Annotated in this window: 10 protein-coding genes; 8 read left to right on the top strand and 2 right to left on the bottom strand. The window is 70.6% G+C overall.

The genetic code is table 11. The annotated features are described in order from the left end of the window. The first annotated feature begins 399 nt into the window (after positions 1 to 399). The gene (locus ACIRQ7_RS12195; RefSeq protein WP_404261969.1) at positions 400 to 1,341 is read left to right on the top strand and encodes a dihydrodipicolinate synthase family protein; all 942 of its coding nucleotides are present in this window, start codon (positions 400 to 402) and stop codon (positions 1,339 to 1,341) included. A 76-nt stretch (positions 1,342 to 1,417) separates the two neighbouring features. Here ACIRQ7_RS12195 and ACIRQ7_RS12190 read toward each other — a convergent pair whose 3' ends face one another. After that, on the bottom strand, positions 1,418 to 2,158 hold the full coding sequence (locus tag ACIRQ7_RS12190; protein WP_404261967.1) for an MgtC/SapB family protein: 741 nt from the start codon (positions 2,156 to 2,158) through the stop codon (positions 1,418 to 1,420). A 160-nt stretch (positions 2,159 to 2,318) separates the two neighbouring features. Between ACIRQ7_RS12190 and ACIRQ7_RS12185 the strand changes: the two genes are divergently transcribed. From ACIRQ7_RS12185 to ACIRQ7_RS12160, 6 genes are all read left to right on the top strand, one after another. Further along, positions 2,319 to 2,699, top strand: a complete 381-nt coding sequence (locus ACIRQ7_RS12185; RefSeq protein WP_404261965.1) for an MmcQ/YjbR family DNA-binding protein — start codon at positions 2,319 to 2,321, stop codon at positions 2,697 to 2,699. A gap of 192 nt (positions 2,700 to 2,891) precedes the next feature. After that, positions 2,892 to 4,085, top strand: coding sequence for a CaiB/BaiF CoA transferase family protein (locus ACIRQ7_RS12180; RefSeq protein WP_404261964.1), 1,194 nt, complete (start codon positions 2,892 to 2,894; stop codon positions 4,083 to 4,085). Further along, positions 4,085 to 5,110 carry an LLM class F420-dependent oxidoreductase gene (locus tag ACIRQ7_RS12175; RefSeq protein WP_404261962.1) on the top strand — a complete coding sequence of 342 codons (1,026 nt, stop codon included), beginning with the start codon at positions 4,085 to 4,087 and terminating at the stop codon, positions 5,108 to 5,110. Before ACIRQ7_RS12180 ends, ACIRQ7_RS12175 begins: the two co-directional genes overlap by 1 nt. 15 nt (positions 5,111 to 5,125) lie before the next feature. Then, positions 5,126 to 6,268 (top strand): acyl-CoA dehydrogenase family protein, encoded by a 1,143-nt coding sequence (locus ACIRQ7_RS12170; protein WP_404261960.1) that lies wholly within the window; start codon positions 5,126 to 5,128, stop codon positions 6,266 to 6,268. Between the two features lie 60 nt (positions 6,269 to 6,328). Then, positions 6,329 to 7,543 carry an acetyl-CoA C-acetyltransferase gene (locus ACIRQ7_RS12165; RefSeq protein ID WP_401466904.1) on the top strand — a complete coding sequence of 405 codons (1,215 nt, stop codon included), beginning with the start codon at positions 6,329 to 6,331 and terminating at the stop codon, positions 7,541 to 7,543. Between the two features lie 34 nt (positions 7,544 to 7,577). Further along, a complete protein-coding gene (locus tag ACIRQ7_RS12160) occupies positions 7,578 to 9,761 on the top strand; it encodes a 3-hydroxyacyl-CoA dehydrogenase NAD-binding domain-containing protein (protein WP_404261959.1) in 2,184 nt (727 codons plus the stop codon). A gap of 43 nt (positions 9,762 to 9,804) precedes the next feature. Here ACIRQ7_RS12160 and ACIRQ7_RS12155 read toward each other — a convergent pair whose 3' ends face one another. Further along, positions 9,805 to 10,533, bottom strand: coding sequence for a MerR family transcriptional regulator (locus ACIRQ7_RS12155; protein WP_404261958.1), 729 nt, complete (start codon positions 10,531 to 10,533; stop codon positions 9,805 to 9,807). Positions 10,534 to 11,087: 554 nt separating this feature from the next. On the opposite strand from ACIRQ7_RS12155, the gene ACIRQ7_RS12150 reads away from it, so the two are divergent. After that, positions 11,088 to 12,548: an amino acid permease gene (locus ACIRQ7_RS12150; protein ID WP_404261956.1), complete on the top strand. Its 1,461-nt coding sequence runs from the start codon at positions 11,088 to 11,090 to the stop codon at positions 12,546 to 12,548. The last annotated feature ends 155 nt before the right edge of the window (positions 12,549 to 12,703 follow it).

Below are 12,703 nucleotides of genomic sequence, written 5' to 3'. Positions count from 1 at the left end.
CAGGTGGCAGGCCGCAGGGCACGGGCGCAGGGGCGCCCGCGCCGCACTCTGTCAGAGCGCCCTGGTCATGAACGTACCGTTCGGGTCGGGGCGGAGGTCCGCGAGGGCGGGCCTGGCCGGATCCCGACCTCATCCGCCTTCGGCGCCGGTGGAAACCGAGCGGCCCCGTCGCTGCGGCTGCCGGAACTGTGTGCCGGAGCAATGGTGTTGCTGTGTACGGAGCGATGTCCCCGGTGGGGCGGCGTGGGCGGAGGTGGTCTTGACGCGGCGTCGGAAGGGGGACACATTCACCGAAGACATCGGACGTCCAATCTCCGGATGCCCGGGGCACCGCTCACCGAGCCCTCTCGTGTGACGCCCGCACCACCGGAGCGGACCGTACGGCAGAAAGCCGGCGCCATGCCTCTTGCCACATCCCTGCCCGCGCCCCTCACCGGGGTCGTCCCACCACTGTGCACGCCGCTCACCGACACCGGGCAGGTCGACGTGCGATCGCTGGCGGCCCTCACCGAGCACCTCGTCTCCGCGGGGGTGGACGGCCTGTTCGTGCTCGGCTCCACCGGGGAGGCCGCCTACCTGTCGGACGATCAGCGCCGCACCGTCATCGAGACGGTCGTCGGGACCGCAGGCGGGCGGCTGCCCGTCCTCGCCGGCGCCATCGACATGGCCACCGCCCGCGTACTGGACCACGCCCGTACGGCCTGCGGGCTCGGGGCCGACGCCATCGTGGCGACCGCGCCCTTCTACACGCGCACCCATCCGGCCGAGATCTCCGACCACTACACCCGTCTCCGCAACGCCGTTGACCTGCCTCTCTTCGCTTATGACATCCCGCCGGCGGTGCACACCAAGCTGCCGTCCGACACGGTGCTCGCGCTCGCCGGCGAGGGTGTGCTGGCCGGGCTCAAGGACAGCAGCGGCGACGACGGTGCGCTGCGCCGGCTGCTGGTCCGGCTGCGCGCGGTCGATCCCGCCTTCTCCGTGCTCACCGGATCGGAACTCTCCGTGGACGGAGCCCTGCTGGCCGGTGCGCACGGCGTCGTACCGGGCCTGGGCAATGTCGATCCGGCGGGCTATGTGCGGCTGTACGCGCATGCGCGCGAGGGCCGGTGGCGTGCCGCGGCCGCCGAACAGGACCGGCTCGCGGCGCTGTTCTCCCTCACGGATGTCGGCGACGAGAACGAAATGGGCCGCAGCTCGTCCGCCCTGGGGGCGTTCAAGGCCGCCCTGCACATGCTCGGCGTCATCGCCGCCCCCGCGACGGCCGCGCCGCAGCTGCCGCTCGACGATGCCGCGAACCGGACCGTCCGCCGGTTGCTGGAGGAGGCGGGGCTGCTGTGACGGTGGTGACGGCCGGGGCAGGCGCCGGGGGAGGGTCCGGCGGGGCGGCGACCGGGCGTGAGCCTTCTGCGACGGCTCATTCCGTGCTGTCGTTCCGGCGTCCCAGGGTGACACCGCGTACGCCGTCCAGCTCCGTCAGCGCCTCGACCAGGCGGTGTGCGGACCCCGTCCCCTCCAGGCGGAGCAGGACCTCGGCCGAAAGACGCTCGTCGTCGGTGCTGGTCTCCACCTGGACGTCGGTCACCCGGAAGCCGTTTCCGGTGCACAACTCCAACATCCGTCCCAGCAGCCCGTGTTGGGTGCGGTAGGTCAGGCGCAGCTCCACGTGGTCCAGGGAGGGCGCCGTCCCGATGCGCCCGGAGACCTTCGAGAAGCCGCGGATGACGAGGAAGTGCACGGCTGTCGCCCCGATGGCCAGCAGCGGCAGGCCGCCCCCGCAGGCCATGCCGATGGCGCAGGTCAGCCAGATGGTGGCGGCCGTTGTCAGCCCGCGGACCGCGTCCCGCTTGACGAAGATCAGGCCACCGCCGATGAAACCGATGCCGGAGACGACCTGCGCCGCGACGCGGGACGGGTCGAGGACGACGCCGTCCATCCCGTCCAGCGCGCCGAAGCCGTGGATCGAAACCTCCATGAACAGCGCGCTGCCCACCCCGACGAGGGTGTGGGTGCGCAGGCCGGCGCTCTTCTGCCGGGCCTCACGCTCCAGCCCGATGAGTGAGGACAGCAGCAGCGCCATGGCCAGCTCGGTGAACTGACGCAGTCCCTGGCCGTTGCCGATGTCGAACAGTGCGGCGGCGAGTTGCGGGTGTGACATGGGGGCATTGTCCCTCCGTCGGCCCGGCGTTCGGCGCTCCGCGGGCCGTTGTCAGTGGTCGCCGTTAGCGTGGAGGGCGATGGGGCGGCAGGCGCTCGCTGCGTGCCGTGCGAGGCGGTGCCGCGGATGGTGCGGACGGGGGACGGACGTGGAGGAGCGCATGGCGAAGGCAGCGGGTCCGGCGGCGGTGCGGGAGCGGGTGCGCGCGTTCGCGCTCGGGCTTCCCGGCGCCGTGGAGGAGTTCCCCTGGGGCGAGAGCGTCGCCAAGGTCAACAAGAAGGTCTTTGTCTTCCTCGGTGTCGGCGACGGCAGCTATCCGCTGGGGATGACGGTGAAGCTGAAGGACCCGGAGGTGCACGCGCATGCGCTGACCTCGCCCGGTGCCGAGCCCGCGGGCTACGGCCTCGGCAAGGCCGGATGGGTGCAGATCCCGATGGAGCCGGCGGGAGCCCCGGCGGCGGATCTGCTCTGCGACTGGGTCGAGGAGTCCTACCGCGTGATAGCCCCCAAGAAGCTCGTCGCCGAGCTTGACGGGAGCTAGTGGGGGCACATCCCTGGGCGCCGGACATCAGGCGCCAAAGGCCCGTGACGGCGAGGGCGGTTGAGCCTCGTCGGAACGGGCTTTTTCTGTAGGTACCACTTGGTCGGGGGGCTTGTGGAAAGTGGAACACGTTCTTAACATCACGAGTGTTACATCAGAAGTGTCACAGTGCGGCGGAGAGTGGCGGGCGTGATGACGGAGTCAGGGAACGGCCCGCTGGGCGGGGTACGGGTGGTCGAGCTGGCGGGGATCGGGCCCGGCCCGTTCGCGGCCATGCTGCTGGCCGATCTGGGAGCCGATGTCGTCCGCGTCGACCGCCCCGGAGGCGCGGGCCTGGGCATCGATCCCGCCAAGGACATCACCAACCGCAACAAACGCTCCGTCCTGATCGATCTGAAGAGCCCCGACGGTGTCGCGCAGGTGCTCGATCTGGTGGAGCGGGCCGATGTGCTGGTCGAGGGATACCGCCCGGGTGTGGCCGAGCGGCTGGGCGTCGGTCCCGAGGAGTGCCTGGCACGCAACCCCCGGCTGGTCTACGGCCGGATGACCGGCTGGGGACAGGACGGCCCGCTCGCCGCCACCGCCGGACACGACATCGGCTATATCGCCATCACCGGCGCCCTCGGCATGATCGGCCCGGCCGACGGCCCGCCCGCCATCCCCGCCAACCTCCTCGGCGACTACGCCGGCGGCTCCCTCTACCTCGTCATCGGCATCCTCGCCGCCCTCCAGCACGCCCGCTCGGACGGCGGCAGCGGCCAGGTCGTGGACGCCGCGATCGTGGACGGCACCGCCCACCTCACCTCGATGATTCACGGCATGCTCGCGGCCGGCGGCTGGCAGGACCGCCGCGGCGCGAACCTCCTGGACGGCGGCGCCCCCTTCTACGGCACGTACGAGACCGCCGACGGCGGTCACATGGCGGTCGGCGCGCTGGAGAAGCGGTTCTACGCCGAATTCATCGGCCGGCTGGGCATCGAGGACGACGCTCCGGGCCGTGACGACCTCGCCGCCTGGGGCGAGCTGCGCACCGCCATCGCCGCCCGCTTCAAGACCCGCACCCGGGCGGAGTGGACCGAGGTCTTCCAGGACTCGGACGCCTGCGTCGCGCCCGTGCTGTCCCTGCGCGAGGCGCCGGCACACCCGCACCTCGCGGCCCGCGGCACCTTCGTCGACGACGGTGGGATCACCCAGCCCGCACCCGCCCCACGCTTCTCCCGCACCCCCGGCGCCCTGCGCAGACCGCCTGCCCGGCCGGGCGCGGACACCGAAGAGGTCGCCCGCGACTGGCAGACGCCCGGCCTGGTGGACCCGGCAGCGGCGCACGGGTCCGGTGCCGCCTCGACGGCCTCCGGCCGCACCGGCCGGAAGGACGCGGACAGCTGATGGAACTCGCCACCACGCTCCAGTACGCAGGCGACCCCCGCCGGGCCGCCGAAGAGGTCGCGGCCCTGGAGAGGGCCGGCCTTGACGCCATCTGGGTCGCTGAGGCCTACGGCTTCGACTCACCCACGATCATGGGCTTCCTCGCCGCCCGCACCGAGCACGCCAACATCGGTTCGGCGATCCTGAACGTCTACTCCCGTACTCCCGCGCTGATCGCCCAGACGGCCGCCGGCCTGGACGCCGTCTCCGGCGGCCGTGCGCTGCTGGGTCTGGGGGCCTCCGGTCCGCAGGTCGTCGAGGGCTGGCACGGCAAGCCGTACGACAGACCGCTGGGCCGCACCCGCGAGACCATCGAGCTGTGCCGCCGTATCTGGCGGCGCGAGGTCATCGACCACCACGGCATCACCGATATGCCGCTGCCCGCCGAGAAGGGCGGCCGGCTCGGCAAACCGCTGAAGATCCTTACCCGGCCGGTGCGCCCGGAGATCCCCGTGTACGTCGCCGCCCTGGGCCCTGCCAACGTCCGGATGACCGCCGAGATCGCCGATGGCTGGCTGCCCACCCTCTTCATCCCGGAGAAGGCCGCGCAGGTGTGGGGCACCCCGCTCGCCGAGGGCGCCGCCCGGCGCGACCCGGAGCGCGGCCCGCTGCAGACGGTCGCGGGCGGCCTGCTGGCGATCGGCGAGGACGCCGCCGCCGCACGTGAGCTGGCCCGCCCGGCCATCGCGCTGTACGTCGGCGGCATGGGCGCGAAGGGCAAGAACTTCTACCACGACCTGGCCGTCGCCTACGGCTACGAACAGGCCGCGCAGACCATCCAGGAGCTGTACCTCGCCGGGAGGAAGCGGGAGGCCGAAGCGGCCGTACCGGACGAATTCTGCGAGCTGATGTCGCTGTGCGGGCCGGAGGGCTACGTCCGCGAGCGGATCGCGGCCTTCCGGGAGGCGGGCGTGACGATGCTCAACGTCCACCCCGTCGGGCCCGAGCCCGCGAAGCTGATCGAGACCGTCAAGAACTGGCTCTGAGGAGGGCCCCCACTGATGAAGCGCCAGATCTTCACCGCCGACCACGACGCCTTCCGCGAGACCGTGCGCACCTTCCTCGCCAAGGAGGTGACGCCGCATTACGAGCAGTGGGAGAAGGACGGCATCGTCAGCCGGGACGCCTGGCGGGCGGCCGGCAAGCAGGGGCTGCTCGGCCTGGCGGTGCCCGAGGAATTCGGCGGTGGCGGGGAGAGCGACTTCCGCTACAGCGCCGTGCTGGCCGAGGAGTTCACCCGGGCCGGCGCCGCGGGGCTCGCGGTCGGCCTGCACAACGACATCATCGGCCCGTATCTGACGACGCTCGGGACCGAGGAGCAAAAGCGCCGCTGGCTGCCCGGATTCTGCAGCGGCGAGATCATCACCGCCATCGCGATGACCGAGCCCGGCGCCGGCTCCGACCTCCAGGGCATCCGCACCACCGCCGAGGACCACGGCGACCACTGGATACTCAACGGTTCCAAGACCTTCATCTCCAACGGCATCCTCGCCGACCTGGTCATCGTCGTCGCCAAAACGACCCCGGAAGGCGGGGCGCACGGCCTGAGCCTGCTGGTCGTCGAGCGCGGCATGGCGGGCTTCGAGCGCGGCCGCAATCTCGACAAGATCGGCCAGAAGGCCCAGGACACCGCCGAGCTGTTCTTCGACGGCGTACGCGTCCCCAAGGAGAACCTCCTCGGCGAGCTGAACGGCGCCTTCGTCCACCTCATGACCCACCTCGCCCAGGAGCGGATGGGCATCGCCGTCGCCGGTATCGCCGCCGCCGAACACCTGCTGGAGATCACCAGCCAGTACGTCAAGGAGCGGGAGGCCTTCGGGCGGCCGCTGGCGAAGCTCCAGCACATCCGCTTCGAGATAGCCGAGATGGCCACCGAATGCGCCGTCACCCGCGCCTTCCTGGACCGCTGCATCGCCGACCACTCCGCCGGTGAACTCGACGCGGTGCACGCCTCGATGGCCAAGTGGTGGGCCACCGAACTCCAGAAGCGGGTCGCCGACCGCTGCCTCCAACTCCACGGCGGATACGGCTACATGACCGGATACCGCGTGGCCAAGGCGTTCACCGACGGCCGCATCCAGACCATCTACGGAGGGACCACCGAGATCATGAAGGAGATCATCGGCCGCTCCCTGCTCGGCTGACGACGACCGGCCGCCCCACCTGCTGCGAATGCCCCACCCTCATGCGAAAGGCTGCTTGACTTGAGTACCGAAGCGTACGTATATGACGCGATCCGCACCCCTCGCGGCCGTGGCAAGGCCAATGGCGCACTGCACGGCACCAAGCCCGTCGACCTTGTCGTCGGCCTGATCCACGAACTCCGCAGCCGCTTCCCGGATCTCGACCCCGCCGCCATCGATGACATCGTGCTCGGCGTGGTCAGCCCGGTCGGCGACCAGGGCTCCGACATCGCGAAGGTCGCCGCGATCGCCGCCGGTCTGCCCGACACCGTCGCCGGTGTCCAGGAGAACCGCTTCTGTGCCTCGGGTCTGGAAGCCGTCAACCTGGGCGCCGCCAAGGTCCGTTCCGGCTGGGAGGACCTCATCCTGGCCGGTGGCGTCGAATCCATGTCCCGCGTCCCGATGGCCTCCGACGGCGGCGCCTGGGCGATGGACCCGATGACCAACTTCGACACCAACTTCGTCCCGCAGGGCATCGGCGCCGACCTGATCGCCACCATCGGGGGCTTCTCCCGGCACGACGTCGACTCGTTCGCCGCGCTGTCCCAGGAGCGTGCCGTCGAGGCGTGGAAGGACAACCGCTTCGAGCGCTCCGTCGTCCCCGTGCGCGACCGCAACGGCCTGGTCGTCCTCGACCGCGACGAGCACATCCGGCCGGGGACCACCGCGGAGTCGCTGGCCGGTCTCAAGCCGTCCTTCGCGATGATCGGCGAGGCCGGCGGCTTCGACGCCGTCGCGCTGCAGAAGTACCACTGGGTCGAGAAGATCGACCACGTCCACCACGCCGGCAACTCCTCCGGCATCGTGGACGGCTCCGCCCTCGTCGCCATCGGCAACGCCGAGGTCGGCAAGCGCTACGGCCTCACCCCCCGGGCCCGGATCGCTGCCGCCGCGGTGTCCGGATCCGACCCGACGATCATGCTCACCGGCCCCGCCCCGGCCGCCCGCAAGGCGCTCGCCAAGGCCGGTCTGACCATCGACGACATCGACCTCGTCGAGATCAACGAGGCCTTCGCCGCGGTCGTGCTGCGTTTCGCCAAGGACATGGGCCTCTCCCTCGACAAGATCAACGTCAACGGCGGCGCCATCGCCATGGGCCACCCCCTCGGCGCCACCGGCGCGATGATCCTCGGCACCCTCATCGACGAGCTGGAGCGGCAGGACAAGCGCTACGGCCTGGCCACCCTCTGCGTCGGCGGCGGCATGGGTATCGCCACCGTCATCGAGCGCCTCTGACCCGCCCGTCCCACCCCCTTACGGAGAAGCCACAGTGAGCGAGCCCACCACAGCGTCGACCATTCGCTGGGAGCAGGACGAGACCGGCGTCGTCACCCTGGTCCTGGACGACCCCGACCAGTCCGCCAACACCATGAACAACGCCTTCAAGGCCTCCCTCACCGCGGTCGCCGACCGCCTGGAGGCCGAGAAGGACAGCGTTCGCGGCATCATCTTCACCTCCGCCAAGAAGACCTTCTTCGCCGGCGGCGACCTGCGCGACCTGATCGCCATCACTCCCGCCCAGGCCCAGCAGGCCTTCGACGCGGGCAACGGCATCAAGCGGGACCTGCGCCGTATCGAGACCCTCGGCAAGCCCGTCGTCGCCGCCATCAACGGCGCGGCGCTCGGCGGCGGTTACGAGATCGCGCTGGCCTGCCACCACCGCGTCGCCCTCGACACCCCCGCCACCAAGATCGGCCTGCCCGAGGTGACCCTGGGCCTGCTGCCCGCCGGCGGCGGCGTGACCCGTACGGTCCGGCTGCTCGGCATCGCCGACGCGCTGCTGAAGGTGCTGCTCCAGGGCACCCAGTACAACGCCACCCGGGCCAGGGACAACGGCCTGATCCACGAGGTCGCGGCCACCCCCGAGGAGCTGCTCGCCAAGGCCCGCGCCTTCGTCGACGAGCACCCCGAGTCCCAGCAGCCCTGGGACGTCAAGGGCTACCGCATCCCGGGCGGCACCCCCGCCCAGCCGAAGTTCGCCGCCAACCTCCCGGCGTTCCCCGCCAACCTCAAGAAGCAGGTCAACGGCGCCCCCTACCCGGCGCCGCGCAACATCCTCGCCGCGGCCGTCGAAGGCTCGCAGGTCGACTTCGAGACCGCCCAGACCATCGAGGCGCGGTACTTCGTCGAGCTGGTGACCGGCCAGATCTCCAAGAACATGATCCAGGCGTTCTTCTTCGACCTGCAGGCCGTCAACTCCGGCGCCAACCGGCCCAAGGACATCGCGTCCCGCAAGGTCGAGAAGGTCGCCGTGCTGGGCGCCGGGATGATGGGCGCGGGCATCGCCTACGCCTGCGCCAAGGCCGGGATGCAGGTCGTCCTCAAGGACGTCTCCGCCGAGGCCGCGGCCAAGGGCAAGGCCTATGCGGAGGGCCTGCTCGCGAAGGCGCTCAGCCGCGGCCGTACGACCGAGCAGAAGCGCGACGAGCTGCTGGCCCGCATCACGCCCACCGCCGACCCGCAGGACCTCGCGGGCTGCGACGCCGTCATCGAGGCGGTCTTCGAGGACGTCTCCCTCAAGCACAAGGTCTTCGAGGAGATCGAGCACATCGTCGCCCCCGACGCGCTGCTGTGCTCCAACACCTCCACCCTGCCCATCACCGCGCTGGCCGAAGGCGTCGAGCGGGACCAGGACTTCATCGGCCTGCACTTCTTCTCGCCGGTCGACAAGATGCCGCTGGTGGAGATCATCAAGGGTGAGCGCACCGGCGACGAGGCGCTGGCCCGCGCCTTCGATCTGGTCCGGCAGATCCGCAAGACCCCGATCGTCGTCAACGACTCCCGCGGCTTCTTCACCTCCCGCGTCATCGGCCACTTCATCAACGAAGGCGTGGCGATGATCGGCGAGGGCCTCGACCCGGCCTCCGTCGAGCAGGCCGCCGCCCAGGCCGGCTACCCCGCCAAGGTGCTGTCCCTGATGGACGAGCTGACCCTCACCCTGCCGCGGAAGATCCGGCGGGAGACCCAGCGGGCCGTCGAGGAGGCCGGCGGCAGCTGGCAGCCGCACCCCTCCGACGCGGTCATCGACCGCATGGTCGACGAGTTCGGCCGCACGGGCCGCAGCGGCGGCGCGGGCTTCTACGAATACGGCGAGGACGGCAAGCGGAGCGGACTCTGGCCGGGCCTGCGGGAGCACTTCACCCAGGCCGACGCCACCATCCCGTTCGTCGACATGCAGGAGCGGATGCTCTTCTCCGAGGCGCTGGACACCGTCCGCTGCTTCGAGGAGGGCGTGCTCACCTCCGTCGCCGACGCCAACATCGGCTCCATCTTCGGCATCGGGTTCCCGGGCTGGACCGGCGGCGTGATCCAGTACATCAACGGCTATGAAGGGGGCCTGCCGGGCTTCGTGGCCCGCGCCCGCGAGCTGCAGGCGGCGTACGGCGAGCGGTTCGCGCCGTCCGCGCTGCTGGTCGAGAAGGCCGAAAAGGGCGAGAAGTTCAGCGACGGCTGACGCCCGACGGCGGGCGGGGGCGGGCCGCGGCGGCCCGCCCCCGTCACGTCGCCGCCTCGCCGAACCACTCCCGCAGCTCCTGCTTCATCGACCGCTGGAATGCGGTGACCAGTGCCTGCACCACCATGGGCTGCATATGGGCGGAGAGCGACTTCATGCGCGCCATCTCGTCGGGCGCCGGCCCGCCCTCCCGGTACGGCCCCCACACCTCGTCCTTGAACAGCCGGCTCAGCTCGCGCGCCGCGGAGCGGGTGTGCTCGATGACCACGGTGCGCGCGGCGAGAATCGTCTCCAGGGCGATCGGGACGTCCAGCAGCCGGGCGCCGAGGTGCAGCAGCCCCGGGTCGACCTGGAAGATCTGGGGGTCCTCGGTCCGTACGAGCACGCTCATGGCGGCCAGCCGGTCCAGGTCCTCCTCGGTCAGGTCGCGTCCGACCCGCCTCTGGAGCTGGTCGCGGGTGGTGTCCTCGGCCTTGTCGGGGATCCAACTCGCCACCAGCGCACGGTGGATGGCCAGATCCTGGGCGCTGAGATCCGGTGGCAGCTGCTCCAGGTAGCGTTCGATGGCGGACAGGGTCATGCCCTGGTGCTGGAGTTCCTCGATGAGCGCGAGCCGGGAGAGGTGGTCCGGTCCGTAGCGGCCGACCCGGCGCGGACCGATCTCGGGGGGCGGCAGCAGCCCGCGCGTGCTGTAGAAGCGGATCGTGCGGACGGTGACGCCGGCGCGGGCGGCCAGTTCGTCGACCGTCAGGTCGGTGGCGGACTCCATCATGTTCAACAGTATTGCTGTCTCACCACTCCTGTGAAACCTTCTTGACCGCTCTGCCGACCGGCCGGGCATCCCTCCGGGTCGCTCTTCGGGCCCGCAGCGCAGCGTTCGGGCCCTCCCGCCGCTCCGCCCCGTGGCCGGGACGGCCCTGCCCGCGGTCCTCGACCGGGACTCCGGCCGGCTGGTGCGGGCGGCGGACGTGTCCGCGCCGATGCCGCCGGACGGGGCACGTCGGACGCGTCCGCTGCCGATGCCCGCGTCAAGGGGGCCGTTTCCGTCACTCACCACCGGCTCAATCGCGCCGAGCGCGTCACCTTTTTGTCGCTGCTCGGCAAGAAATGAGTCCGGAATCGGGTGAACTCACTCACCCTTTTGAAGCTTTTCTGGCGGGCAATTCGGACAAAAGCGTCCAGATCCTATCGGGGTTATGGGTCATGTGATCTCCCCCACAGACGGAGGAGCACTCTTCGGGGAAGGTGTGCCGTCGGCCGACTTCGCGCGATCCGCGTACCCCGGTCACGGCTTTAGCGCCTGCCCGAAAGCGAGATGAACCAGCAGTGAGCACAGAAACCGTCACGGATGAAGCCCAAAGGCCATCAGACGGGGGGAGTGGCGCGCAGCAGGACGCGGGTGACGCCGGATACAGCAAGGGCCTGAAGGGCCGGCACGTCAACATGATCGCCATTGGCGGGGCGATCGGTACCGGCCTGTTCCTGGGCGCCGGTGGCCGCCTGCACTCCGCCGGACCCGCGCTGGCCGTCGCCTACGCGGTCTGTGGCCTCTTCGCCTTCTTCGTCGTACGGGCTCTGGGTGAGCTGGTACTGCACCGCCCGTCGTCGGGCTCCTTCGTTTCGTACGCCCGTGAGTTCCTGGGGGAGAAGGGCGCGTACGTCGCCGGCTGGATGTACGTCGTCAACTGGTCGACGACCGGCATCGCCGACATCACCGCGATCGCGCTCTACACCCACTACTGGAGCCTGTTCACCGACATCCCGCAGTGGGTGATGGCCCTGATCGCCCTGGCGGTCGTGCTGACGGTGAACCTGATCTCCGTGAAGATCTTCGGTGAGCTGGAGTTCTGGTTCGCGATCATCAAGGTCGCGGCGCTGGTCGTCTTCATGTTCATCGGCATCTTCCTGCTGGCCACCCAGCACCCGGTCGGCGGGCATACGCCAGGCATCGATCTGCTCACCGACAACGGCGGGCTCTTCCCGACCGGACTGCTGCCCGTGGTGATCGTGCTCCAGGGCGTGGTCTTCGCCTACTCCGCCGTCGAGCTGGTCGGTGTGACCGCCGGCGAGACCAGCGAGCCGGAGAAGGTCGTGCCGAAGGCCGTCAACTCCATCATGTGGCGGGTGGGCGTCTTCTACGTCGGTTCGGTGCTGCTGCTGACGCTGCTGCTCCCGTGGAACAAGTACACCGGCGGCGAGAGCCCCTTCGTCACCGTGCTGTCCAACGTCGGGGTGCCGGCAGCGGGCGATGTGATGAACCTCGTCGTGCTGACCGCCGCCATGTCCAGCCTGAACTCCGGGCTCTACTCGACGGGCCGCATCCTGCGGTCCATGTCGATGGCGGGCTCCGCGCCCAAGTTCGCCGGCCTGATGAACCGCAACCAGGTGCCGTACGGCGGCATCATGCTCACCTCGTCGGTGTGTGTGCTGGGTGTCGCGCTCAACTACGTCATGCCGGGCGAGGCATTCGAGATCGTGCTGAACATCGCGGCGCTGGGCATCATCAGCACCTGGTGCACGATCATGGTCTGTCACCTGGTGTTCGTGCGCCGCTCGAAGGAGGGCTCGGTCACCCGCCCGCGCTTCCGGCTTCCCGGCACACCCGTGACGGACATCGCCACCATCGCCTTCCTGCTCGGCGTCATCGTCCTGATGTGGTTCGACGACGGTGTCGGCCGGCAGACCGTGATGCTGATCCCCGTGCTCGCCGCGGCGCTGGTCGTCGGCTGGTTCGCGGTCCGCGGGCGGGTCGGCCGGATCGCCAAGGAGCGCGAACTGTCGAAGTAGCCGCACCTTCGGGCGCCTTGACGATCAAGGGCGGTGGCGGGCGCCCCCCCGGGGGCCCCCCCCCCCCCGGCGGGGCGGGGGGGGGGCCCCCGGGGGGGGGCGGGGGGGGGGGGCGTGGGCGGCCCGGCAGCGGTGGGCCAAAGGGGGCCCCCCGG

The organism is Streptomyces sp. NPDC101393 (assembly GCF_044767385.1).
Lineage (GTDB): Bacteria > Actinomycetota > Actinomycetes > Streptomycetales > Streptomycetaceae > Streptomyces.
This window is presented reverse-complemented; position numbering and strand designations above follow the sequence as displayed.

What these genes read in the sequence shown, in the direction of transcription:
- ACIRQ7_RS12195 (WP_404261969.1), top strand. Translation starts at nt 400, where the DNA reads ATGCCTCTTGCCACATCCCTGCCCGCGCCCCTCACCGGGGTCGTCCCA.
- ACIRQ7_RS12190 (WP_404261967.1), bottom strand. Translation starts at nt 2,158, where the DNA reads ATGTCACACCCGCAACTCGCCGCCGCACTGTTCGACATCGGCAACGGC.
- ACIRQ7_RS12185 (WP_404261965.1), top strand. Translation starts at nt 2,319, where the DNA reads ATGGCGAAGGCAGCGGGTCCGGCGGCGGTGCGGGAGCGGGTGCGCGCG.
- ACIRQ7_RS12180 (WP_404261964.1), top strand. Translation starts at nt 2,892, where the DNA reads ATGACGGAGTCAGGGAACGGCCCGCTGGGCGGGGTACGGGTGGTCGAG.
- ACIRQ7_RS12175 (WP_404261962.1), top strand. Translation starts at nt 4,085, where the DNA reads ATGGAACTCGCCACCACGCTCCAGTACGCAGGCGACCCCCGCCGGGCC.
- ACIRQ7_RS12170 (WP_404261960.1), top strand. Translation starts at nt 5,126, where the DNA reads ATGAAGCGCCAGATCTTCACCGCCGACCACGACGCCTTCCGCGAGACC.
- ACIRQ7_RS12155 (WP_404261958.1), bottom strand. Translation starts at nt 10,533, where the DNA reads ATGATGGAGTCCGCCACCGACCTGACGGTCGACGAACTGGCCGCCCGC.